The sequence below is a fragment of the Leisingera sp. ABM4_103 genome, assembly GCF_056158685.1.
In genome coordinates this window covers 1,348,941-1,371,227 of record NZ_JBSWTU010000005.1, presented here as the reverse complement: position 1 = coordinate 1,371,227, position 22,287 = coordinate 1,348,941, and the positions used below count along the sequence as shown (strand labels likewise).

General features: G+C 62.8%; 23 protein-coding genes. 18 read left to right on the top strand and 5 right to left on the bottom strand.

Features of this window, described 5'->3' with window-relative positions; all coding sequences use genetic code 11:
• From ACXAED_RS08135 to ACXAED_RS08120, 4 genes are all read left to right on the top strand, one after another.
• The gene (locus ACXAED_RS08135; RefSeq protein ID WP_475048583.1) at positions 1-273 is read left to right on the top strand and encodes a YciI family protein; all 273 of its coding nucleotides are present in this window, start codon (positions 1-3) and stop codon (positions 271-273) included.
• On the top strand, positions 273-695 hold the full coding sequence (locus ACXAED_RS08130; protein WP_475048581.1) for an EVE domain-containing protein: 423 nt from the start codon (positions 273-275) through the stop codon (positions 693-695). The genes ACXAED_RS08135 and ACXAED_RS08130 overlap by 1 nt, the downstream gene beginning before the upstream one ends.
• Positions 696-741: 46 nt before the next feature.
• Positions 742-1,137, top strand: a complete 396-nt coding sequence (locus ACXAED_RS08125; RefSeq protein ID WP_058287398.1) for a DUF1761 domain-containing protein — start codon at positions 742-744, stop codon at positions 1,135-1,137.
• Positions 1,138-1,516: 379 nt separating this feature from the next.
• Positions 1,517-1,789, top strand: a complete 273-nt coding sequence (locus tag ACXAED_RS08120; RefSeq protein ID WP_475048579.1) for a DUF4242 domain-containing protein — start codon at positions 1,517-1,519, stop codon at positions 1,787-1,789.
• 69 nt (positions 1,790-1,858) lie between these two features.
• Here the strand turns inward: ACXAED_RS08120 and ahcY are convergent, their stop codons facing one another.
• Both ahcY and ACXAED_RS08110 read right to left on the bottom strand, forming a co-directional pair.
• Entirely contained in the window at positions 1,859-3,247 is a 1,389-nt protein-coding gene (ahcY, locus tag ACXAED_RS08115; protein WP_475048577.1) for an adenosylhomocysteinase, read from the bottom strand.
• 152 nt (positions 3,248-3,399) lie between these two features.
• Positions 3,400-3,714: a hypothetical protein gene (locus ACXAED_RS08110; protein ID WP_475048575.1), complete on the bottom strand. Its 315-nt coding sequence runs from the start codon at positions 3,712-3,714 to the stop codon at positions 3,400-3,402.
• 234 nt (positions 3,715-3,948) lie between these two features.
• Here ACXAED_RS08110 and ACXAED_RS08105 point away from each other — a divergent pair, with 234 nt between their 5' ends.
• Entirely contained in the window at positions 3,949-4,545 is a 597-nt protein-coding gene (locus ACXAED_RS08105) for an HD domain-containing protein (RefSeq protein ID WP_475048573.1), read from the top strand.
• A 3-nt stretch (positions 4,546-4,548) separates the two neighbouring features.
• On the opposite strand, the gene ACXAED_RS08100 is transcribed toward ACXAED_RS08105, so the two are convergent.
• Together ACXAED_RS08100 and ACXAED_RS08095 are read right to left on the bottom strand one after the other, a co-directional pair.
• Positions 4,549-5,103, bottom strand: coding sequence for an ActR/PrrA/RegA family redox response regulator transcription factor (locus ACXAED_RS08100; RefSeq protein WP_475048571.1), 555 nt, complete (start codon positions 5,101-5,103; stop codon positions 4,549-4,551).
• 78 nt (positions 5,104-5,181) lie between these two features.
• Positions 5,182-5,802 carry an SCO family protein gene (locus ACXAED_RS08095; protein ID WP_475048568.1) on the bottom strand — a complete coding sequence of 207 codons (621 nt, stop codon included), beginning with the start codon at positions 5,800-5,802 and terminating at the stop codon, positions 5,182-5,184.
• 116 nt (positions 5,803-5,918) lie between these two features.
• Here ACXAED_RS08095 and regB point away from each other — a divergent pair, with 116 nt between their 5' ends.
• The 10 genes from regB to ACXAED_RS08045 all read left to right on the top strand — a co-directional run bounded on the left by regB (position 5,919) and on the right by ACXAED_RS08045 (position 18,692).
• A complete protein-coding gene (gene regB, locus ACXAED_RS08090; protein ID WP_475048565.1) occupies positions 5,919-7,313 on the top strand; it encodes a sensor histidine kinase RegB in 1,395 nt (464 codons plus the stop codon).
• Positions 7,314-7,402: 89 nt separating this feature from the next.
• Positions 7,403-8,950 (top strand): PAS-domain containing protein, encoded by a 1,548-nt coding sequence (locus tag ACXAED_RS08085; protein WP_475048564.1) that lies wholly within the window; start codon positions 7,403-7,405, stop codon positions 8,948-8,950.
• 50 nt (positions 8,951-9,000) lie between these two features.
• Entirely contained in the window at positions 9,001-9,477 is a 477-nt protein-coding gene (gene tsaE / locus ACXAED_RS08080; RefSeq protein ID WP_475048563.1) for a tRNA (adenosine(37)-N6)-threonylcarbamoyltransferase complex ATPase subunit type 1 TsaE, read from the top strand.
• Positions 9,474-10,472, top strand: a complete 999-nt coding sequence (locus tag ACXAED_RS08075; RefSeq protein ID WP_475053052.1) for an aminoglycoside phosphotransferase family protein — start codon at positions 9,474-9,476, stop codon at positions 10,470-10,472. Before tsaE ends, ACXAED_RS08075 begins: the two co-directional genes overlap by 4 nt.
• On the top strand, positions 10,472-11,164 hold the full coding sequence (locus ACXAED_RS08070) for a nucleotidyltransferase family protein (RefSeq protein WP_475048560.1): 693 nt from the start codon (positions 10,472-10,474) through the stop codon (positions 11,162-11,164). The genes ACXAED_RS08075 and ACXAED_RS08070 overlap by 1 nt, the downstream gene beginning before the upstream one ends.
• Positions 11,154-14,087 (top strand): double-strand break repair protein AddB, encoded by a 2,934-nt coding sequence (gene addB / locus ACXAED_RS08065; RefSeq protein WP_475048559.1) that lies wholly within the window; start codon positions 11,154-11,156, stop codon positions 14,085-14,087. Before ACXAED_RS08070 ends, addB begins: the two co-directional genes overlap by 11 nt.
• Positions 14,084-17,437 carry a double-strand break repair helicase AddA gene (addA, locus tag ACXAED_RS08060; protein ID WP_475048557.1) on the top strand — a complete coding sequence of 1,118 codons (3,354 nt, stop codon included), beginning with the start codon at positions 14,084-14,086 and terminating at the stop codon, positions 17,435-17,437. The genes addB and addA overlap by 4 nt, the downstream gene beginning before the upstream one ends.
• Positions 17,438-17,499: 62 nt before the next feature.
• A complete protein-coding gene (gene trxA, locus ACXAED_RS08055; RefSeq protein ID WP_027235903.1) occupies positions 17,500-17,820 on the top strand; it encodes a thioredoxin in 321 nt (106 codons plus the stop codon).
• 156 nt (positions 17,821-17,976) lie between these two features.
• Positions 17,977-18,324, top strand: coding sequence for a Lin0512 family protein (locus ACXAED_RS08050; RefSeq protein ID WP_475048554.1), 348 nt, complete (start codon positions 17,977-17,979; stop codon positions 18,322-18,324).
• Positions 18,321-18,692, top strand: coding sequence for a Lin0512 family protein (locus ACXAED_RS08045; protein WP_475048552.1), 372 nt, complete (start codon positions 18,321-18,323; stop codon positions 18,690-18,692). The genes ACXAED_RS08050 and ACXAED_RS08045 overlap by 4 nt, the downstream gene beginning before the upstream one ends.
• 52 nt (positions 18,693-18,744) lie before the next feature.
• Here the strand turns inward: ACXAED_RS08045 and ACXAED_RS08040 are convergent, their stop codons facing one another.
• Entirely contained in the window at positions 18,745-18,936 is a 192-nt protein-coding gene (locus ACXAED_RS08040) for a DUF1127 domain-containing protein (protein WP_475048551.1), read from the bottom strand.
• Between the two features lie 221 nt (positions 18,937-19,157).
• Between ACXAED_RS08040 and hslV the strand changes: the two genes are divergently transcribed.
• The 3 genes from hslV (at position 19,158) to ACXAED_RS08025 (ending at position 22,286) form a co-directional block, all read left to right on the top strand.
• A complete protein-coding gene (gene hslV, locus ACXAED_RS08035) occupies positions 19,158-19,715 on the top strand; it encodes an ATP-dependent protease subunit HslV (protein WP_475048548.1) in 558 nt (185 codons plus the stop codon).
• Between the two features lie 65 nt (positions 19,716-19,780).
• A complete protein-coding gene (gene hslU / locus ACXAED_RS08030) occupies positions 19,781-21,091 on the top strand; it encodes an ATP-dependent protease ATPase subunit HslU (RefSeq protein WP_475048545.1) in 1,311 nt (436 codons plus the stop codon).
• A 79-nt stretch (positions 21,092-21,170) separates the two neighbouring features.
• The gene (locus ACXAED_RS08025; protein ID WP_475048543.1) at positions 21,171-22,286 is read left to right on the top strand and encodes an alpha/beta hydrolase; all 1,116 of its coding nucleotides are present in this window, start codon (positions 21,171-21,173) and stop codon (positions 22,284-22,286) included.
• Position 22,287 lies beyond the last annotated feature (1 nt).

Below are 22,287 nucleotides of genomic sequence, written 5' to 3'. Positions count from 1 at the left end.
ATGCTCATCGCATTGATCGCCCGCGACAAACCCGGCTATTTGCAGACCCGTCTGGACAACCGCGACGCCCATCTGGCCTATATTGACGACACCGGCGCCGTGGCGCAGGCGGGTCCGCTGCTGGATCAGGATGGTAATATGGCCGGCTCTCTGATTATCCTGGACGTCGAAGACATGGCAGCAGGCAAGGAATGGGCGGCAAATGATCCCTATAACAAGGCCGGACTGTTTGAAGCTGTCGAACTGATCACCTGGAAGAAAGTTATCGGCTGATGCGCTACTGGCTGTTTAAATCCGAACCTTCCACCTGGAGCTGGGATGACCAGGTCTCCAAAGGTGACGCGGGTGAGGAATGGGACGGCGTACGCAACTACCAGGCGCGCAACTTTATGCGCGAAATGAACATTGGCGACCGCGGGTTCTTCTATCACTCGCAGAAGGAAAAATCCGTGGTCGGCATCGTCGAGGTCTGTGCCGAGGCACACCCGGACAGCACCACCGAGGACGACCGCTGGGAGTGCGTCGACATCAAGGCGGTGCGCCCCTTTACCAAGCCGGTGAGCCTGGATCAGATCAAAGCCGATCCGCGGCTGGAAGAGATGGTGCTGGTGAAAAACTCCCGCCTGTCAGTGCAGCCGGTGAGCGAGGCGGAATGGGCCGCTGTCTGCGCGCTGGGGGAGACAGATCCCGGCTGATCTGCCACTCTGCTCTCAAGTGGCTGAAACCATTGAGGGGAGCATCATGGAATTTCTGAGTGTGATTGCGGCGGCAGCGGCAGCATTTGTGCTGGGGGCAGTATATTACGGCGCCCTGGCCAAGCCTTGGGTCGAGGCCTCCGGCGTTGAATGCGACGAAACCGGCAAGCCTAAAGGTGGCCAAAGCCCGATGATCTTTGCGATGGCCTTCGTCCTGCAGTTGATCGTCGCGGGCATGATGCGCCATGTATTCAGCCTGTCCGGCATTGAAACCTTGGGCGCCGGGCTGATCGGCGGCGCTGGCATCGGCTTGTTCTTCATCAGCCCCTGGATTGCGCTGAACAACATGTACGGCATGCGGCCGGTGAAGCTGACGCTGATTGACGGCGGTTATGCGACGCTCGCCTGCGCGGCCGCGGGTTTGGTTCTGACGCTGTTCTAAAATGAAAAAGGGAAGGACCTGCGGACAAACAGGACCTTCCCTTCCACCCCGCGTGCTCCACTATCCACCACACGCGTATGAAAAAATCTGGTTCCTGGCCGTCCTGGCCGGTAACTCCTGTATAGCGGGTGACATCGCGATTCCGCAAAGCAATTACCTGGACAATGTGAGCTAAATCAGAAACAGCACGAACCGGGTCTTTGGACTTCACCCTGGGGTAAAGTCCGCTGGAGAAACGGTGAGTTCCAAAGCTCTCTTGACCGATGGTCCAGACTTCCCTGGGCCAAATTCCGCCGCCGGCAGTGCTGAACCTCAAGCCTTTCTTGAATGCGGGCCTATATCGAGGCCTGCAAACCACTGAAGCGGAGGAAATCAAGTCATGCAAAAGTTCCTCATTGAAAGGGAAATTCCGAAGGTCGGCAGCATGAGCAATGACGAGTTAGGGGGTGCAGCGCGTACCTCCAATGAGGCTCTGGCCAAATTGGCTCCGCGAGTCCAATGGCAGCACTCCTACGTCGCCGGCGACAAGACCTTCTGCATCTATCTGGCCGAGTCCGAAGAAGCGATTCACGAACACTCGAAGCTAAGCGGTTTCCCGGCCAGCAAGATCACCAGGATAGAGACGGTCATCGACCCCGCCACCGGAGGCTAAAGCAATCAATGCAACAAAAAACGCCGCCAGAGCATTCTGGCGGCGCCTTTCCGTTTGTCTTGCTTCCGCTTAGTAGCGGTAATGCTCCGGCTTGAACGGGCCCTCCGGCTTGACGCCGATGTAGGCGGCCTGTTCAGCGCTCAGCTCAGTCAGCTTGACGCCGATGCGGCCCAGATGCAGGCGGGCAACCTTCTCGTCCAGATGCTTGGGCAGGATGTAGACCTGGTTTTCGTAGTTGTCGCCGCGGGTCCACAGTTCGATCTGGGCCAGCACCTGGTTGGTGAAGGAGGCCGACATCACAAAGGACGGGTGGCCGGTGGCGTTGCCGAGGTTCAGCAGGCGGCCTTCGGACAGGAGGATGATACGGTTGCCCGAGGGCATCTCGATCATGTCCACCTGGTCCTTGATGTTGGTCCATTTGTGGTTGCGCAGGCTGGCGACCTGAATTTCGTTGTCGAAGTGGCCAATGTTGCCAACGATCGCCATGTCCTTCATCTCGCGCATGTGCTCGATGCGGATCACGTCCTTGTTGCCGGTGGTGGTGATGAAGATATCGGCGGAGGATACGACATCCTCCAGCAGCACCACTTCAAAACCGTCCATTGCCGCCTGCAGGGCGCAGATCGGGTCAGCCTCGGTGACTTTCACCCGGGCGCCGGCGCCGCGCAGGGAGGCAGCGGAGCCCTTGCCAACATCGCCATAACCGCAAACCACGGCAACCTTGCCGGCCATCATGGTGTCGGTGGCGCGGCGGATGCCATCGACCAGCGATTCCTTGCAGCCGTATTTGTTGTCGAACTTGGACTTGGTGACCGAGTCGTTGACGTTGATCGCCGGGAACGGCAGCTGGCCGTTTTTCTGCAGATCATACAGGCGGTGGACGCCGGTGGTGGTTTCCTCGGACACGCCCAGGATCGCGTCGCGGGTTTTGGTGAACCAGCCGGGCGACGCTTCCATGCGCTTCAAGATCTGCGCCTTGATGACGGCCTCTTCCTCGGACTGCGGCACCGGGATGATGTCTTCGCCCGCTTCGGCACGCGCGCCCAGCAGCACATACAGGGTGGCATCGCCGCCGTCATCGAGGATCAGGTTGGCGCCTTCAGGGAACATGAAGGATTTATCCAGGTAGTCCCAATGCTCTTCCAGCGTCTGGCCCTTGATCGCAAAGACCGGGATGCCGGCTTCGGCAATTGCCGCGGCGGCGTGATCCTGTGTCGAGAAGATGTTGCAGGACGCCCAGCGCACATCTGCACCCAGCGCCACAAGGGTTTCGATCAGAACCGCGGTCTGAATGGTCATGTGCAGCGAGCCGACAATACGCGCGCCCTTCAGCGGTTTGCTTTCGCCGTACTCTTCGCGCAAGGCCATCAGCCCCGGCATTTCGGTTTCGGCGATATCCAGCTCTTTGCGGCCGAATCCGGCCAGCGCGATGTCCTTGACGATATAATCCCCGGCCATAGTCTGCTCCATTCCGGTTACGTGTACACTAGCTGCAGGGCCTAACACTGCATGTGTTGATATTCAACGAAGATACCCGCAACCGAAGCCGAAGGCTCTGGCTTTTTGCAAATGGTCAGGCTGTAGGGGGGAGAGCCTGTCAAACCGCTAATTCAGCTTGGCGTGCCCGGATCCGGCTCTGTTTCCGGGAGGTGGAAGAATGAGGATCCGGTCGCGACAACGCAGCTGATCCCGTTTGCGTGTGTCACCAGAACGGTAAAAGTTCCGGTTTCATCCGACGCCCAGACCTCAATCACAGTGGCCTCGGTGCGGCCTTTCTGCAATCCGCCGGCGGTCAGCCGTTCGGAATATCCGCTTGCCAGCTTCTCGGTCATCATCGTGCGGTCGCCGCAGCTGGCAGCCAAGGCAGGCGGTGCAGTCGCGGCCATGCCAAAAAGCAGAGAAATACCAAGCAGTCTTTTGAACATGACAAACTCCTTTCCATTCTGTGTCACGTCACGAAAGGGGTTTGCCGCGTGAGGGGGCGGTGCCCCTTGTACCCTTATAATATTGGGTCAGAACGCGCTGGTTTCAAATTCACGGCGCATAAACACCTGGTTCTCATCCGTGTCCGGACCGTGAACATCCGCAAGTTCGAGGCATTGCCCGGGTGCCGCTCAACAGGTAGTCAATGGGGCGAATTCTGCGACAGGACACCTTCGATGCCCGCCAAACCCGCCCGCGCCTGGCAGCGCATGCTCTCCGGCCGCCGCCTGGACCTGCTGGATCCGACCCCTGTGGACATCGAGATCGAGGACATCGCCCACGGGCTGGCCTTCGTGGCGCGCTGGAACGGTCAGACACAGGGGGATTTCGCCTATTCGGTGGCGGAGCATTCGCTGCTGGTCGAAGATATCTTTGCCCGTCTGAACCCCAAGGCGCCGGTCAAATGGCGGCTGGCAGCGCTGCTGCATGATGCGCCTGAATATGTGATCGGCGACATGATCTCACCGGTCAAAGCCGCGGTGGGTCCCGGTTATGGCGATCTGGACCAGCGGCTGACGGCCGCCATTCATCTGCGGTTCGGCTTGCCGGCAGCTTTGCCCAAGACAGTGAAGGCGCAAATCAAACGCGCCGACAAGGTCAGCGCCTGGATGGAGGCGGTGCAGATTGCAGGGTTTTCGGAGCAGGAAGCCAGCCGGTTTTTCGGCCGTCCGAAGCCTGAGATCGTGGATGGATTGAAGATTATGCTGCGGCCGCCGGTGGAAACCCGCATGGCGTTCATGCGCCGCCACGCGGAGTTAATGGGCCGGCTGTGAGGCTCAGCGCGGGCTGCGCTTGGCCAGGATCCGCTGCAGCGTGCGGCGGTGCATGTTAAGGCGCCGGGCGGTCTCCGAAACATTGCGGTCGCACAGCTCATAGATCCGCTGGATATGCTCCCAGCGCACCCTGTCCGCGCTCATCGGGTTGTCCGGCGGCGGCGGCAGCTCATCCTCGGTAGTGAGAAGCGCGTTCATAATGTCGGTGGCATCGGCCGGCTTGGACAGATAATCCGTCGCACCGATCTTGACCGCAGCCACCGCCGTAGCGATGGCACCATAGCCGGTCAGCACCACCACCCGGCTGTCCGGGCGTTTTTCGCGCAGCACCTCGACCACATCCAGCCCATTGCCGTCTTCCAGCCGCAGGTCGACCACCGCATAGGCCGGCGGGCGGGCGGTTGCGATGGCACTGCCGGCAGCGACAGAGCCTGCGGTTTCCACCTCAAAGCCGCGTTTCTCCATTGCCTTGGCCAGACGCCGCAGGAACGGCTCGTCATCATCGACCAGCAGCAGCGATTTATCGGGTCCAATGTCCTGCAGAGCAGTTTCGGCCATGCCCGGTCCTCCGCGAAGTATTTCAGTTCACGCAAGAATATGTCCGGGCAAGGGGAAAGGTCAAACAGCTATCCTGCTTCAGATTTTTTCAATGAAACAGGCGGCCTTGTCGGCCATCTGCTCTGCGGTTTCGTCGCGGCGGAAGAATTCCACGAAACCTTCCTCGGGCAGCACCAGATAGGAGAAGGTGGAATGGTCGACCAAGTAGTAGTCCTCGTCGCCTTCGTTCTTCTTGAAATAGGTCTTGTAAGCCTTGCTGGCGGCCTTCACCTGCTCCAGCGAGCCGGTCAGCCCGATCATCTTTTCATGCAGGTTCGCGGCAAAATCGCCAACCGCTTCAGGGGTATCGCGGTCCGGATCGATGGAAATGAATACCGGCGTCGCGCTGATGCCACGCTCAGCCAGAACGTCGACGGCATCGGCATTGCGGGCCGAATCCATCGGGCAGACATCCGGGCAGAAGGTGTAACCGAAGTAGACGATCGACGGTTCGGTGATTACGTCTTCGTCAGTCACCGTCTCACCGTTGGCATTGACCAGTTCGAATGCCCCTCCGATGGTGTCCGCCCCGCCCGCAATCTGGCTGCTGCGGCACTGTGCGAATTTGTCACCCCCGCTGCCCCCGCGCGTCAGGAACCAGGCGCCGCCAACCAAGGCAGCAACAAAGGCAACGGCAAGAAGAGCATATACGCGGGTCATGAGATCACACTTTTCGTCAGGGAAGGGTTGTTGATCGTTTGCGGCGCCAGACCTATCAAGAAATACAGCCGATGCAACTGGCGCACGGCGTCACATCTGCGGGAGCAACGGACTATATGAGCGATCGCATCTTCAGGCTGGCGGGCAGCCATGAACACAGCCACTGGATCCGTTTGCGGACTTTGATCCTGTTGCGCTGGGTAGCAATTGCCGGGCAGATCACCGCCATTGCCGTGGCGCAGCACCGCTTCAACCTGCAGCTGGAGCTGGGCCTGTGCTACCTCGCTATCGGTATCTCTGCGGCGGGCAACCTGATCGCTATCATTGCCTTTCCTGAAAACAAGCGCCTGACCGAGTTCGAGAATTTCCTCATGGTGCTGTTCGACCTGCTGCAGCTGGCCTTTCTGCTGTATCTCACCGGCGGCCTGAACAATCCCTTTGCGCTGCTGGTGCTGGGTCCGGTGACAATCTCCGCCGCGGTAATGGGGCTGCGCTCTACACTGATCATCGGTGCTACGGCCATCATCCTGGTTACCCTGCTGGCAGAATTCCACCTGCCGCTGCGCACCGAGCTGGGCTTCATTCTGCGCATCCCCGATGTGTTCATCTTCGGCAACTGGATTGCCATCGTCATCGCCATCCTGTTCATCGGCGCCTATTCCTTCCGCGTCAGCAATGAAATGCGCTCGATGTCCGACGCGCTGAGCGCCACCCAATTGGCACTGTCACGCGAACAGAAGCTGACCGATCTCGGCGGCGTGGTTGCCGCTGCCGCGCATGAACTGGGCACGCCCCTGGCCACTATTAAACTAGCCAGTGCCGAGCTGATCGAGGAATTGGACGACCGCCCCGACCTGCGCGAGGATGCCGCATTGATCCGTGAGCAGGCCGACCGCTGCCGCGACATCCTGCGCAGTATGGGCCGCGCCGGAAAAGACGACCTGCACCTGCGCCAGGCACCGTTTTCGACCCTGGTGACCGAGGCCGCTGAGCCGCATATGAACCGGGGCAAGACTGTCGTTTATCACGAAGAACCGCTGGAGGGCGGCGATTTCCAGCAGCCGACCGTGCTGCGCAAGCCTGAGATCATCCACGGGCTGCGCAACCTGGTGCAGAACGCCGTCGACTTTGCCCAGTCCACCGTCTGGATTGATGCCGCCTGGAATGACGACCGGATCATCCTGCGGATTTGCGATGACGGACAGGGCTTCCCGCCGCAGCTGCTGGGCCGGATCGGCGACCCCTTCGTGCGCCGCCGCCGCGGCGAGAGCGAATTGAAGCAACGGCCGGAGTATGAGGGCATGGGGCTGGGCCTGTTCATTGCCAAAACCCTGCTGCAGCGCACTGGCGCCCAACTGAGATTCGCCAATGGGTCGGACCCGTTCCAGACCCTCAGCCCCTTCCGCGAACGGCGCGGCGCCATTGTCGAGGTGGCCTGGCCGCGTGAAAAAATCGACGCTATGGAGGACGGCGGCCCTGTCATCGGGAAAAATATACCTTTAGAAATTTAACTATTCACTTTTGGGCAACCAATTAAACTTCATTTAACCATTATTGCGGAACCATGCGGGTAAACGAGAGCTGAACTGGGCAGAACGAAATGCAGAACTTCGCTTCGATCGAATGGTTTGTACTGGTAGCGCTGTGCGCTGCAACGGCTGCTGCCGCGGTCTGGTGGCTGTCGCCCACACACCGCCGCCGCAGCATGGAGCATGACCTGCTGGCCGCCGATGGCCGCACCGATGCGGTGTTCCTGTTCGATGACAACAGCCTGATCGGCTGGTCCTCGGGCGCGCGCAAATTCATCGGCGACCAGGCTGAAAACTTTGACTGGAGCATGCTGCGCGACCAGCTCGCCCGCAGCCACCCGGGCCTGCCGCAGTCTCCGGGTTTCCTCAAGGATGTCGGCCCGCTGGTTCTTTCCGGCACTGCCGCCGCCGAAAGCCGCGAAGCGCATTGCGAATGGATTGACGGAGTGACCCGGGTGCAGCTGCGCCGCAGCACCTTGGAAGAGCAGAACAAATCCCTCGATCAGGAACTGACCACCCTGCGCGCCGCCGTGCATCAGGCGCCCTATCCGGTCTGGCTGCAATCGGAAGATGGCAATGTCACCTGGTCCAACCTCGCCTACGATGATCTCAGCCAGAAGATTCGTGGACGCAACACGGATTTTGCCGCGCCCCTGTTCACCGATCTCCATGACCCGATGACCAGCGGCAAGCCGGAACGGATCTCCATCCCTCTGCCGGAAAGCAAGAAGAAACTTTGGTATAACGTCTCGACCACCGAAACAGAGGCCGGCTGGCTGTGCCACGCGGTCGACGTGAACGCCGTGGTCGATGCGGAAGTGGCCCAGCGCAATTTTGTGCAAACCCTGGCCAAGACCTTTGCCCAGCTGTCGATTGGCCTCGCGATCTTTGACCGCAACCGCCAGCTGGTGCTGTTCAACCCGGTGCTGATCGACCTCACCGCCCTGCCCGCCAATTTCCTCAGCTCGCGGCCCAATCTGCTCACCTTCTTTGACCGGTTGCGCGATCAGAGGATGATGCCCGAACCCAAAAGCTATTCCAGCTGGCGCCACCAGATGGCCGACCTGCTGGAAGCCGCCGCCGAAGGCCGGTACCAGGAAACCTGGTCGCTGCCGTCGGGTTCCGTCTACAAGGTGTCAGGCCGCCCGCATCCGGACGGCGCCATTGCCTTCCTGTTCGAGGACATCACCGCCGAGGTGACCCTCACCCGCCAGTTCCGCTCGGAGCTGGAAATGGGCCAGTCGATCCTGGACCAGATGGACGAAGCGATCGCGGTCTTTGCCAGCGACGGCACGATGACCTTCTCCAACACCGCCTATGGCAGCCTGTGGCAGATGGATCCGGAAACGAGCTTTGCCAAAGTCTCGATCATGGATGCCAGCAGGGTTTGGCAGAACACCAGCGCCCCGACCCCGGTCTGGGGAGAGATCCGCGACTTTGTCGCCGGCTACGAAGGGCGGGAGGAATGGTGGTCCCGCGTCCAGCTGCGCGATGGCACTCCGCTGGTCTGCAAGGTCTCGGCGATCCAGAACGGCGCCACAATGGTAAGCTTCCGCCCGCCGGAAACCACTGCCCTGCCGGCAAGCCAGGAGCGTTTCCCCGCCATCACCCAGGGCTGATCAGGGGAAACCCGCTTGCAGCAGTCCGGCGGCGGCGGCATTGTACCGCCATGACCACGCACACCGCGGCCTGCACGCTGAACTCACCGGATGAAACGGCCCGCTTGGCCGCACAAATCGCCGGGGCCCTGCGCCCCGGCGATTGCCTGCTGCTGGAGGGGGTGATCGGTGCCGGTAAGACCCACTTCGCCCGCCACTTGATCCAATCTCTGATGGAAGTCCCGGAGGATGTGCCCTCCCCCACCTTCACTCTGGTGCAGACCTATGACGTGCCCGCCGGCGAGCTGTGGCACACCGATCTCTACCGGCTGTCCTCGCTGGATGAACTGGAGGAGCTGGGCCTGACCGAAGCGTTTGAAACCGCGATCTGCCTGGTCGAATGGCCCGACCGGCTAGCTGAGCTGACCCCTCCCCATGCCATGCACCTGACGCTGGCGCTGGACCCCGATCATGAAGACCGCCGCCATCTGACACTCCGCTGGAGCGATCCGAAATGGCAGCCCCTGATGGAGCGCATCTGCGCATGACCGACCGCAGTAAACTTTGCGAATCCTTCCTGTCCGCAACACCTTATGCCGGCTGGCAGCGCGGCCCGCTCGCCGGCGACGCCTCCAACCGTCGCTATGAGCGGCTGACCGCCGTCGGCGGCGAAACCGTGGTGCTGATGGACGCCCCGCCGGAGAAGGGCGAGGACGTCCGCCCCTTCATCCGCGTCGCCCGATATCTGCGGGACCAGGGCCTCAGCGCCCCGGAAATCCTGGCCGAGGACATTGAACACGGCTTCTTGCTTCTGGAGGATTTGGGAGACGATCTGTACGCACGGGTCATCCTGCGCGAACCGGCGCTGGAAAAGGAGCTATACGAAGCGGCGACCGATGCGCTGGTGGCGTTGCACCAGGCGCCGATGCCGGATCTGGAGCCCTATGGCCCGCGGATGATGGCGGAGATGTCCGGGCTGGCGCTGTCAAAGTACCGCGCCGGTATCCTCGGCAGCCAGGATGCGGATCTGCAAGCCCGGTTCGAGGACTTGTTCGAAGACATTCTGCGAGAGACCGTCAAAGGCGATCCGGTGCTGGTGCAGCGCGACTATCACGCCGAGAACTTGCTGTGGCTGCCGGGCCGCGAGGGCGTCGCCCGCGTCGGCCTGTTGGATTTCCAGGACGCCCGTGCCGGCCACCCGTCCTATGATCTGGTGTCGCTGCTGCAAGATGCCCGCCGCGACGTACCCGCCGGCATCGAAATGCGGATGATAGACCGCTATATCACGGCATCCGGTGCCGGCGAGACTGGCTTCCGTACCGCCTATACCGTGCTTGGCGTGCAGCGGAACCTGCGCATTCTCGGCGTCTTTGCCCGGCTCAGCATGGATTACGGCAAACCCCATTACGTGGATCTGATCCCGCGTGTCTGGGACCATTTCATACGCGGGCTGGAGCACCCGGCGCTGGCCCGGATCGGCGCTTTGCTGCGCGAGAGCCTGCCCGTCCCCACCCCGGAAAACCTGGACAAACTGAGGCCCTGATGCAGCGCTCCCCCGATGCCGTCATGCTGTTTGCCGCCGGCTTTGGCACCCGGATGCGGGAGCTGACCCGCGACAAGCCAAAACCGATGATCGCGGTGGCAGGCCGGCCGCTGATCTCCCACGCGCTGGAGTTGGCCCAAGCCATCCATCCGGCCCGGATCGCCGCTAACCTGCATTACAAGCCAGAGCCGCTGAAGGCCTTATTAGAGCCTGAAAACGTGCACCTCAGCCTCGAGACACCGGTCATTCTCGACACCGGCGGCGGCTTGCGCCAGGCGCTGCCGCTTCTGGGGGACGGCCCGGTCTTTACCATGAACACCGACGCCATCTGGAAAGGCCCGAACCCGCTGAAGCTGGCGCAGGACGCCTGGGATCCGAAGCGCATGGATGCGCTGCTGGTTTGCGTGCCGCTGGCCCGTGCCGTTGGCCGCACCGGCGGCGGAGACTTCTCGGCGGACGCCGAGGGGCGTATCAGCCGCGGCGGCGATCTGGTCTATGGCGGGGTGCAGATCCTGAAAACGGAAGGGCTGCACCAGGTTGAAGACAAGGTTTTCTCCCTGAACGTGCTTTGGAACCAGATGGCCGCAGCGGACCGGCTGTTTGCGCTGGAATATCCCGGCCGCTGGTGCGATGTGGGCCATCCCGAAGGGATCACACTGGCCGAGGACCTGATTGCCGCAGATGATGTTTGAACCGTCCGCCAAACCGCGCCTGTTTGCCGTGCCCTGCGGCGTTGATTTCCCCCGTGCGCTGGTCGAGGGCCTGCGCAGCCGCAGCCAGGGCCTGCCACCTGAGGCGCTGGCCAGGGCAGAGCTGATCGTCAACACCGCCCGCATGGCCCGCCGGGTGCGCGGCCTGTTCGATGCCGGCCCTGCCATGCTGCTGCCGCGGATGCTCTTGCTGACCGACTTGGCCCAGCGCGCCACACTGGACGGCCTGCCGCCCGCCCTGCCCCCGTTGCGACGCCGGCTGGAGCTGTCGCAGCTGATTGCCAAGCTGCTGGACGCCCAGCCTGATCTGGCTTCCCGCGCCTCGCTTTATGATCTGTCCGACAGCCTGGCTGCGCTGATCGACGAAATGCAGGGCGAAGGCGTCAGCACCGATGCCATCCGCGAGCTTGATGTCTCCGACATGTCCGGCCACTGGGCCCGCGCCCAGGCCTTCATCGGCATTGCCGATGAATTCACCGGCCTGCATGAGGGCGCGATGGATGCCCAGGCCCGGCAGCGCCAAGTGGTGCTGAACCTGATCGGCCAGTGGCAGGTAAATCCCCCGCAGCATCCGGTGATCCTGGCCGGCTCCACCGGTTCGCGCGGCACGACGCTGATGCTGATGCAAGCCATCGCGCGCCTGCCGCAAGGGGCTGTGGTGCTGCCCGGGTTCGACTTTGACCAGCCGGAGCATGTCTGGTCCGGGCTGGATGATCCGCTGATCTCGGAAGATCACCCCCAGTACCGGTTCTACAAGCTGATGAAGGATCTGGAGCTCGCGCCCGGTGACGTGCAGCCTTGGACGGAAACCCCGCCGGTCTCCCCAGAACGCAACCGGCTGGTTTCCCTCGCCTTGCGGCCTGCCCCAGTCACCGACGCCTGGATGAGCGAAGGCCCGCTGCTGACCGGTTTGGACAAAGCCACCGAAAACGTAACCCTGATTGAGGCCCCCAGCCCCCGCGCCGAGGCGCTGGCCATCGCGCTGCGCCTGCGCCAGGCGGCGGAGGACGGCCAGGCCGCGGCGCTGATCACCCCGGACCGGATGCTGACCCGCCAAGTCTCCGCCGCGCTGGACCGTTGGGACATCCTGCCTGATGACTCGGCCGGCCAGCCGTTGCAGCTGTCTCCGCCAGGCCGGTTCCTGCGCCACGTGGCGGGGCTGTTCTGCAAACCGCTGGCCTGCGACAGTCTGCTGACTTTGCTGAAACACCCGCTGACCCATGACGGCGCGGACCGCGGCAACCACCTGCGCCAGACCCGCGAACTGGAGCTGTCCCTGCGCCGCAACGGCCCGCCTTTCCCGGATGCCGCGGCCTTTGCCGCTTTTGAGAACGGCCGGGAGCTGACGCCGGGCTGGACGGATTGGCTGTCTGCCTGTTTCGCGGACCAGGAGATTGCCGGCACCCTGCCTCTAACCGGCTGGGTTCAGCGTCTGCGCGACCAGGCCGAACGCATTGCGGCCGGCAGCCAGGCCGATGGCGCCGGCACGCTGTGGGATAAGAAGGCCGGTCAGGCCGCCCTCGCCTGCATCGAAAACCTGGAGGCCGAAGCACCGTACGGCGGCGATATGACTGCCCGTGACTTCGCCGACCTGCTGGGCGCGCTTCTGAGCCAGGGAGAAGTCCGCGACCGCGATGCGCCTTATGGCTCTATCATGATCTGGGGCACGCTGGAGGCGCGTGTGCAAGGCGCCGATCTGGTGATCCTTGGCGGCCTGAACGAAGGCAGCTGGCCCGAGGCCGCCTCACCCGACCCCTGGCTGAACCGCCAGCTGCGCAACCAAGCGGGGCTCTTGCTGCCAGAACGCCGCATCGGGTTGTCGGCGCATGACTTCCAGCAGGCCATCGCCGCGCCCGAGGTCTGGCTGACCCGTGCCGAACGCTCGGAAGAGGCGGACACCGTGCCCTCGCGCTGGCTGAACCGCTTGACCAACCTGCTGTCCGGGCTTCCGGAGCAAGGCGGCCGCGCGGCGCTGGACGCCATGCGCGCCAAGGGCCGCCAGTGGCTTGGCTGGGCGGAAGCGCTGGAAGAACCCACGCCGATCCCGCAATATCGCCGCCCGTCCCCGTGCCCGCCGGTGGCGGCCCGCCCGCGGCGGCTCACGATCACCGAAATTCCGCGGCTGATCCGCGATCCTTACGCGATCTATGCCAAGCATGTGCTGCGGCTGAAACCGCTCAACCCGCTGGTGCAAGAGCCCGACGCCCTGCTGCGCGGCATTGTGGTGCATGAGGTGTTCGAGCACTTCATCAAGGACGCCCAGGCCGATCCGTCTCTGCTGACGGCGGAGCAGCTGATCGGCAAGACGCGAGACCTGCTGGAGACCCATGTGCCCTGGCCCGTCGCCCGCATCCTGTGGCACAGCCGCATCCGCAAGATTGCCGGCGATTTCATCCTGGCCGAGCAGGAGCGCCAAGCCCGCGCCAAGCCGGTCGCCTTCGAGGCCAAGGGCAGCGCCCGGCTGGACCCCCTGGATTTCACCATCGCCTGCCGCGCCGACCGGATCGACATGGACGACCGCGGCTTCCTGCATCTCTACGACTACAAGACCGGCACACCGCCCAGCGAGGCACAGCAGAAGAAATTCGAAAAACAGCTGCTGATAGAGGCCGCCATGGCCGAGGAAGGCGCATTTGACGACCTCGGTCCGGCGGAAGTGGCGCGGGCGCTGTTCATAGGATTGGGCAGTAAACTGAACGAAGTGCGCGCGCCGCTGGAGGATGAGCCCCCCGCAAAGGTCTGGGGTGAGCTGCGTACTCTGATCGGAGCCTATTTCGAGCCTAACCAAGGCTATTCCAGCCGGCGTATGGTGCACCGTGACGACATCTCTGGCGATTATGACCACCTTGCGCGCTACGGCGAATGGGACCGCAGCGCCGAACCGCAACCGGAGGATCTGGCATGACCATCCGCGACGCTGCCTCCGAGGCGCAGTTCCGCGCCGCCCGTCCCGATGCCTCCACCTGGCTGGCGGCCAACGCGGGCTCCGGCAAGACCAAGGTGCTGACCGACAGGGTGGCGCGGCTGCTGCTGAAGGGGGTTCAACCGCAGCATATCCTGTGCCTCACCTACACCAAGGCTGCCGCCAGCGAGATGCAGAACCGGCTGTTCAAACGGCTTGGCGAATGGGCGATGCTGGGCGATCCGGCGCTGATCGCAGCACTGACCGAGCTGGGGGAGGTCAACACCGCAGCCGAGGATCTGGCCAAGGCCCGCACCCTGTTTGCCCGCGCCATCGAAACGCCGGGCGGGCTGAAGATCCAGACCATTCACTCCTTCTGTTCCTCGCTGCTGCGCCGCTTCCCGCTGGAGGCCGGCGTCAGCCCTCAGTTTTCCGAGATGGACGACCGCGCAGGCCAACTGCTGCGGGCAGAGATCATGGAGAACTTTGCCCAAGGCGCGCAAGCACCGCAGGTCGACGCCCTGGCGCGCCATGTCAGTGACAGCGATTTTGAAACGCTTACCGCCGCCATCTGCCAGCGTCGCGCCGATTTCGGCGAACCGCTGGACTGGAACGGGCTGCTGGAGCTGTTCGGCCTGCCCGAAGGATTTGACGAGACCGCGCTGGAGGCGCTGGTGTTCCTGGGCGGCGAGCAAGAAGTGCTGCAACGCACCCGCGAGATGCTGGGACAGGGCGGCACGATGGATCAGAAGGCAGCAGCCAAGCTCGCCGGCATCACAAAGCCCACGCTCGCCGATTTGAGCACAATGGAAGACGTCTTTCTGACCGGTGCCGGCGCCAAGGAGCCTTTCACCGCCAAGATAGACAAGTTCCCAACCAAGAAACTGCGCGAATCCCACCTGTCCCTGATGGATCAGCTGGAACCGCTGATGCGGCGGGTGGAAGATGCGCGTGCCGAACGCCTCGCCCTCACGGCCGCTCGCAAGAGCCATGATCTGCACCGTTTTGCCGCCGCCTTCCTGCCGGAATACGAGCGCCGCAAACAGCTGCGCGGCTGGCTCGACTTTGACGACCTGATCCTGAAGGCCCGCCAGCTGCTGAACGACCCCGGCGTTGCCGCCTGGGTGCTCTACCGCTTGGACGGCGGTATCGACCACATCCTGGTGGACGAGGCACAAGACACCAGCCCGGTGCAATGGGACGTGATCGAGAAGCTGGCGCAGGAATTTACCGCCGGCGAAGGCGCGCGCTCGGACGTGGAACGCACGATTTTTGTGGTCGGCGACAAGAAACAGTCGATCTATTCCTTCCAGGGCGCTGACCCGGATGCCTTCGACCGGATGCAGCAGGAATTCGGCAACCGGCTGGCGGAAACCGGGGCAGGGCTGCAGGATGCCTCGCTCGATTTCTCCTTCCGCTCCTCCGCGGCGATCCTGAAACTGGTGGATCTGGTGTTCCGCGACAGCCCGCGCGCAGGTTTCCGCAAGGAGGCGCTGCACCGCGCCTTCAAATCCGACCTGCCGGGCAGGGTGGATCTGTGGCCGGTGGTCGGCAAGGTCGAGGATGACGAGGACCCGGACTGGACCAGCCCCGTCGACCGGCCCAGCAGCCGCCACCACACGGTGATCCTGGCCGAACGCATCGCGCGCTCGATCAAGCAGATGATTGAAACCGGCGTCACCATCCCCGAGGACGGCCCGGAGCGCGGCACCTTTCAGCGACGACCGGTGCAAGCCGGCGACTTCCTGATCCTGGTGCAGCGCCGGTCCGATCTGTTCTCGGAGATCATCCGCGCCTGCAAGAAAGCCGAACTGCCCATCGCCGGCGCCGACCGGCTCAAGGTCGGGGCCGAACTAGCGGTCAAGGATATCGCCGCACTGCTTCGGTTTCTGGCGCTGCCGGAAGACTCCCTGTCATTGGCGGAGGCGCTGAAATCACCGCTGTTCGGCTGGACAGAGCAGGCGCTGTTCGATCTCGCACACCGGCGGGAGGCGATGTACCTGTGGCCGGCTTTGCGCGAGCGGGCAGGGGAGTTCCCCGAAACCATGGCGGTGCTGGATGACCTGCGCGCCAATGCCGACTTTCTGCGCCCCTATGACCTGATCGAGCGCATCCTGACCCGCCACGGCGGCCGCCAGAAACTGCTGGGGCGGCTGGGGCCGGAGGCCGAGGACGGCATCAACGCGCTGCTGTCGCAGGCCCTGGCCTATGAACGCACCGATGTGCCCAGCCTCACCGGCTTCCTGGTCTGGATGCAGACCGATGATCTGGAGATCAAACGCCAGATGGGTGCGGCCGGCAACATGATCCGGGTGATGTCCGTGCATGGCTCCAAGGGGCTGGAAGCGCCGATCGTGATCCTGCCGGACACTGCCAAACGGCAGCCGCCGCGGGATGCGGAAATCATGCTGGCAGGTGGTACTCCGGTCTGGAAACTGCCCAAGGACCAGATGCCGCCCGCCATGCTGGCGGCCCGTGAAGCCGCACAGGAGAAACTGCAAAACGAACGGCTGCGCCTGTTGTATGTGGCTCTGACCCGGGCGGAAAAATGGCTGATCGTCGCTGCCGCCGGCGAGGTGGGCGAGCAAGGCGACAGCTGGTACCGGCTGACGGAACACGCCATGCGCGACGGCGGCGCGGTGGATCTCGACGCGGAGGGCGGCACCGGCCTGCGGCTGCAGCATGGCGATTGGGACGGCCTGCCGCTGGTCGTGCCCGAAGCGCATGAAGTTGCGAAACATGAGCTGCCGGAGGTCTTCACCCGCCCGGCGAAACCCTATGCAGCGCCGGCGCCGGCGCTCAGCCCTTCCGATCTGGGTGGAGCCAAAGCGCTGCCCGGTGATCAGGGGCTCGATGAGGAGGCCGGCAAGGCCCGCGGCAGCCGGCTGCACCTGCTGCTGGAGCACCTGCCCGGACGGGCGGAAGCAGACTGGCCGCAGCTGGCACAAAACCTGCTGCAAGAGGCCGGCGACTGTGCGGAACTGCTGGCCGAAGCCGACGCGGTTCTGCAAAACACTGCCCTGGCAGATGTGTTTCACCCGGATACACTGGCCGAGGTTCCTGTCACCGCTGACCTGAACGGCGCCCGCCTGCATGGCGTCATCGACCGGCTGAGCATCACCCCCGAGAAGGTCCTGGCGGTGGATTTCAAATCCAACGCCACCGTGCCGGCAGAGCCTGAACAATGCCCCGAGGGCCTGTTGCGGCAGATGGGGGCCTATGCCCATGCGCTGGCCCTGATCTATCCTGGCCGGACCGTTGAGACCGCGCTGCTCTGGACCCGGACTGCAACCCTGATGCCGCTGCCGCACGAGCTTGTGACTGCAGCGTTGAAGCGGCAGTTGGAACCTTGACGATCGGTTAAGCCGTACCTAGGTTCCAACTCCAGTTGCCACACACTCATGGAGACATTCATATGTCCACCGTTGCCGTCACCGACGCCACTTTTGACGCCGAAGTCAAGAACTCCGATATCCCCGTTGTGGTGGATTTCTGGGCTGAGTGGTGCGGTCCCTGTAAGCAGATTGGCCCGGCTCTGGAAGAGCTGGCCGCGGAATTCGACGGCAAGGTGAAAATTGCCAAGGTCGACGTTGACAGCAACCCGAACGCCGCCGCCGCCATGGGCGTGCGCGGCATCCCGGCGCTGTTCATCTTCAAGGACGGCCAGGTGATCTCGAACCGTGCCGGCGCTGCCCCCAAGGCCGCGCTGCAGAGCTGGATCGAAGAGTCGATCTGAGTCTGATCCGGCTTCCGGATTTCAGAGGGCTGTCCCCGCGGGGACAGCTCTTTTTTTGTCTAACAAGCTCTGGTGTAGCGGCAGGCGCCAAACTGGCTCTTTCCTTTGCCCGGCCGCCCTGCAAGGGTCCCTCCCGGAACAGGTACAGGAGGCGACATGGCCAAGACACGGGTCCTGGTGGAATTCGGAATGGGCACATCGCTCAGGCGCGAAGACTACACCGAAGCCGCCCGCCGCGCGATCAGGGACGCGCTGTGGCACAACTCCGTCAACATGGCGGAACTGTTTGATTTTTCAAAAGAAGACATGATCATTGATGCCGAGATCGGGGTTCAGAGGCCGGAGGCGGTGGACCAGGACGCGCTCTTGGAGATCTTCCCCTACGGTCGGCCCAGCATCGCGGTGGTGAAAGGCGGGCTCGATGTCGAAAAGCCGCACGGCGGACGGACGGTGATCGCCAATGCCGCAGTAGTGGTGTCCTTCGACATGGAGGCAGTGGAATGAGCGAAAAGCGCATCATCCTGGAGATGGGCACCGGCAATGATCTGTACGGCCAGGACTATACCAAGGCTGCCCGCCGCGCGGTCCAGGATGCTCTCCATCATTCCTCGATCACGCTGTTTTCCAGTTTGGGGATCGACCACAGCGAAATGCGGGTGGAGGTGACCATCGGCGTGCAGCAGCCAGACGCGGTGGATTGCGATCTGTTGGCACAGGACCTGCCGCGCGGCCATGCCAGCGTGCGCGCGGTCAAGGGCGGTTTGGATGTGGAAGATGCCGGCGGCGGCTCCAGCCATGTGGTGGCCACTGCAGCAATCGAAGCCTGGCTGCCGGATCAGGCCGGCAAATACAAAACCAGCACCCCGGAATGAACAAAGCCGCCCGTGGCAGGGCGGCTCATTCAAAGGTTCTGGTCATGGAGGATCAGAACTTGGCGATGTCGGAGCGGTCCAGGCCGATGTCTTCCAGCTGGGCATCGGTCAGCTGTGCCAGAACCTTGCGGGTTTCGCGGGCCTCATACCATTCCACGATGGTGTTCTTGACGTTGGCCATTGCGTCGACCACGCGGAGAACGGTGACTGCTCCGAGCGGCGCATGAATGTTTGCGGTCGTCATTTGCGCATATCCTTCTGAGAAACAGCCGACCCTGTGCCGGTTGTGAGCCTCATTTAGGATGCGGTGCCGAGTCCCGCAATTGCCGGTTCGACAGCCCCGATCTGCAATTTCTGCATAGCAGAAAACTGGCGAGCAGATGCTCCACGACCGTTGATCCCCGCCGCTCTCTTGTGCCGGCGGGGGGATGGTTCCATATAGGGGGCAACCAAACGGAGACTTACATGGCAGACGAAAAATTTCCTGGCTGGCACGGCACCACTATCATCGGTGTTAAGAAGGGCGGCCAGGTGGTTATTGCCGGCGACGGCCAGGTTTCGCTGGGGCAGACCGTGATCAAGGGCACCGCCCGCAAGGTGCGCCGCCTGTCACCCGGCGGTTTCGATGTGGTGGCGGGTTTTGCCGGCTCGACCGCTGACGCGTTTACCCTGCTGGAACGGCTTGAGGCCAAGCTGGAAGCCACCCCCGGCCAGCTGGCGCGGGCCAGTGTCGAGCTGGCAAAGGACTGGCGCACCGACAAATACCTGCAGAAGCTGGAGGCAATGCTGATCGTCACCGACGGCAAGGACATGTTCGTGATTACCGGCGCCGGCGACGTGCTGGAACCGGAACATGATGTGGCGGCCATTGGTTCCGGCGGCAATTACGCGCTGGCAGCTGCCCGCGGGCTGATGGACAGCGACAGGTCCGCCGAAACAGTGGCGCGGGACGCCATGGCCATCGCCGCCGATATCTGCGTCTACACCAATGGAAACCTGACCGTCGAAACCATCGGCGGCTAAGAATTTTAAGCAAAATTCTTAGCAAAACTTTCTGCTAAAAGTTTTGCCCCCGGGAAAGGACTGACATGACCGATCTGACCCCCCGCGAAATCGTCTCGGAGCTGGACCGTTTCATTATCGGCCAGAAAGAGGCCAAGCGCGCCGTGGCCGTTGCCCTGCGCAGCCGCTGGCGGCGCAAGCAGCTGGACGACGATCTGCGCGATGAGGTGTATCCGAAGAACATCCTGATGATCGGCCCCACCGGCGTCGGCAAGACCGAGATCTCCCGCCGCCTGGCCAAGCTGGCCCGTGCGCCCTTCATCAAGGTGGAAGCCACCAAATTTACCGAGGTCGGCTATGTCGGCCGGGACGTGGAGCAGATCATCCGCGATCTGGTCGACAGCGCCATTGCTCAGACCCGCGAATACATGCGCGAGGATGTGAAGGCCAGCGCCCACAAGGCGGCCGAGGATCGTGTGCTGGAAGCCATCGCCGGCAGCGACGCCCGCGAGGCCACCCGCGAGATGTTCCGCAAGAAGCTGAAGGCGGGCGAGCTGGACGATACCGTGATCGAGCTGGATGTGGCCGACACCTCCAACCCGATGGGCATGTTCGAAATTCCCGGCCAGCCGGGCGGCGGCAACATGGGGATGCTGAACCTCGGCGATCTGTTTGGCAAGGCGATGGGCGGGCGCACCACCCGCAAGAAACTGACCGTTGCCGAGAGCTATGAGGTGCTGATCGGCGAGGAGGCGGACAAGCTGCTGGATGATGAGACGGTCACCCGCACTGCTCTGGAGTCTGTGGAGCAGAACGGCATTGTCTTCCTTGATGAGATCGACAAAGTCTGCGCGCGCCAGGAAACCCGCGGCGGCGATGTCAGCCGCGAAGGCGTGCAGCGCGACCTGCTGCCGCTGATCGAAGGCACCACCGTCAGCACCAAGCACGGGCCGGTCAAGACCGACCATATCCTGTTCATCGCCTCCGGCGCTTTCCACATCGCCAAGCCTTCGGACCTGCTGCCCGAACTGCAGGGCCGTCTGCCGATCCGGGTGAACCTGCGGGCGCTGACCGAAGAGGACTTCGTGCGTATCCTGACCGAGACCGACAACGCGCTGACGAGGCAGTACACTGCGCTGATGGGCACCGAAGAGGTTGCTGTCACCTTTACCGAAGACGGGATCGCGGCCCTGGCCAAGATCGCGGCCGAAGTGAACCAGACGGTGGAAAACATCGGCGCCCGGCGGCTTTATACGGTGATGGAGCGGGTGTTCGAGGAGCTGTCCTTTACCGCGCCGGACCGTTCGGGTGAGGCGGTGACCGTGGATGCGGCCTTTGTGACGAAAAACCTGGGTGAGCTTGGACGCTCAGCCGATCTTAGCCGTTACGTGCTTTAACCCGTCAGCACGGATTGCAACCACTGGACATTGGCGGCAGGTGCAGTAGCCTGCCGCCAGTTCATTGAGGTGGGACGATATGCAAAGGCTGCGCCTGATTTGCGGTGTGATGCTGTTGTTTCTGGCAGCCTGCACTGACCGGTCCTATTCTCCCACCTTTCCTGCGGCCCTGAACGTGGGCACCCCCAAAACCGTCTTTGCCGCCACCAACCGCGATCAGCTGCCGGATGGCACCTTTGGCGCGGAGCGGGCAGAGGGGTACAGCCTGCTTGAACTTACCGTTTCAATTCCGCCGGAACATACGCCTGGTTCGTTGAAGTTCGGCTATAGAAACCCGGATCCTGTCACTGAGTTCACCATGGCAGGGCGGAAGACATTTGAAAGCGATGCCGCCTTTGGCGCACGGCTGCAGCAGGAACTGGCCAAGTTCCCGCCAAAGGAACGCGACATCACGGTGTTCGTGCATGGCTTCAACTCCACCCAGGCCGAGACCGCATTCAGGGCGGCCCAGCTGACCCATGACATCGACGTTCCCGGCGCCACGGTCATCTATTCCTGGCCTAGCAAGGGACAGCCGCTGGGCTATGCCTATGACGGCGACAGCGTTCTGTTCGCCCGCGACGGGCTGGAGCAGCTGCTGCGCAAGCTGCGTGTCGCCGGTGCAGGCCGGGTGGTGGTTGTCGCGCATTCCATGGGCGGACTGCTGACAATGGAGACGCTGCGCCAGATTGAAATCCAGACACCGGGGTGGACTTCCAGGAACCTGGGCGGCGTGGTTCTGATGTCGCCGGACTTGGATATCGACGTGTTCAAAACCCAGATGCGCCGTTTCCGAAAGGTGCCTCAGCCCTTCGTGATCTTCGTTTCACGCAAAGACAATGTTCTGACGCTGTCCCAGCGCCTGCGCGGGCTGGACGGGCGCGAGCGGCTCGGCAATCTGAATAATATCGAAGAGCTCAGCAGCTTGCCCGTCGAAATCATCGACACCACCGCTTTTGCCGACGAAGCGGAGTCACAGCACTTTGTTGCAGCCAGCTCGCCGGCGCTGCTGGCGCTGCTGAACGGCGCGCGGCAAACTGCGGACACCTTTGCCGACGACCCGGAGCGTTTGCGGCGCATCCTGCCGGGTCAGATCGTCATTCAGGAGAATGCTATCAAGGTCGCGCTGTCGGGCAGGCCTGCGGACAACAGGTAAC

Excerpts from the sequence above, each read along its gene's own strand:
- ACXAED_RS08135 (WP_475048583.1), top strand. The coding sequence starts at position 1 with ATGCTCATCGCATTGATCGCCCGCGACAAACCCGGCTATTTGCAGACC.
- ACXAED_RS08130 (WP_475048581.1), top strand. The coding sequence starts at position 273 with ATGCGCTACTGGCTGTTTAAATCCGAACCTTCCACCTGGAGCTGGGAT.
- ACXAED_RS08125 (WP_058287398.1), top strand. The coding sequence starts at position 742 with ATGGAATTTCTGAGTGTGATTGCGGCGGCAGCGGCAGCATTTGTGCTG.
- ACXAED_RS08120 (WP_475048579.1), top strand. The coding sequence starts at position 1,517 with ATGCAAAAGTTCCTCATTGAAAGGGAAATTCCGAAGGTCGGCAGCATG.
- ahcY (WP_475048577.1), bottom strand. The coding sequence starts at position 3,247 with ATGGCCGGGGATTATATCGTCAAGGACATCGCGCTGGCCGGATTCGGC.
- ACXAED_RS08110 (WP_475048575.1), bottom strand. The coding sequence starts at position 3,714 with ATGTTCAAAAGACTGCTTGGTATTTCTCTGCTTTTTGGCATGGCCGCG.
- ACXAED_RS08105 (WP_475048573.1), top strand. The coding sequence starts at position 3,949 with ATGCCCGCCAAACCCGCCCGCGCCTGGCAGCGCATGCTCTCCGGCCGC.
- ACXAED_RS08100 (WP_475048571.1), bottom strand. The coding sequence starts at position 5,103 with ATGGCCGAAACTGCTCTGCAGGACATTGGACCCGATAAATCGCTGCTG.
- ACXAED_RS08095 (WP_475048568.1), bottom strand. The coding sequence starts at position 5,802 with ATGACCCGCGTATATGCTCTTCTTGCCGTTGCCTTTGTTGCTGCCTTG.
- regB (WP_475048565.1), top strand. The coding sequence starts at position 5,919 with ATGAGCGATCGCATCTTCAGGCTGGCGGGCAGCCATGAACACAGCCAC.
- ACXAED_RS08085 (WP_475048564.1), top strand. The coding sequence starts at position 7,403 with ATGCAGAACTTCGCTTCGATCGAATGGTTTGTACTGGTAGCGCTGTGC.
- tsaE (WP_475048563.1), top strand. The coding sequence starts at position 9,001 with ATGACCACGCACACCGCGGCCTGCACGCTGAACTCACCGGATGAAACG.
- ACXAED_RS08075 (WP_475053052.1), top strand. The coding sequence starts at position 9,474 with ATGACCGACCGCAGTAAACTTTGCGAATCCTTCCTGTCCGCAACACCT.
- ACXAED_RS08070 (WP_475048560.1), top strand. The coding sequence starts at position 10,472 with ATGCAGCGCTCCCCCGATGCCGTCATGCTGTTTGCCGCCGGCTTTGGC.
- addB (WP_475048559.1), top strand. The coding sequence starts at position 11,154 with ATGATGTTTGAACCGTCCGCCAAACCGCGCCTGTTTGCCGTGCCCTGC.
- addA (WP_475048557.1), top strand. The coding sequence starts at position 14,084 with ATGACCATCCGCGACGCTGCCTCCGAGGCGCAGTTCCGCGCCGCCCGT.
- trxA (WP_027235903.1), top strand. The coding sequence starts at position 17,500 with ATGTCCACCGTTGCCGTCACCGACGCCACTTTTGACGCCGAAGTCAAG.
- ACXAED_RS08050 (WP_475048554.1), top strand. The coding sequence starts at position 17,977 with ATGGCCAAGACACGGGTCCTGGTGGAATTCGGAATGGGCACATCGCTC.
- ACXAED_RS08045 (WP_475048552.1), top strand. The coding sequence starts at position 18,321 with ATGAGCGAAAAGCGCATCATCCTGGAGATGGGCACCGGCAATGATCTG.
- ACXAED_RS08040 (WP_475048551.1), bottom strand. The coding sequence starts at position 18,936 with ATGACGACCGCAAACATTCATGCGCCGCTCGGAGCAGTCACCGTTCTC.
- hslV (WP_475048548.1), top strand. The coding sequence starts at position 19,158 with ATGGCAGACGAAAAATTTCCTGGCTGGCACGGCACCACTATCATCGGT.
- hslU (WP_475048545.1), top strand. The coding sequence starts at position 19,781 with ATGACCGATCTGACCCCCCGCGAAATCGTCTCGGAGCTGGACCGTTTC.
- ACXAED_RS08025 (WP_475048543.1), top strand. The coding sequence starts at position 21,171 with ATGCAAAGGCTGCGCCTGATTTGCGGTGTGATGCTGTTGTTTCTGGCA.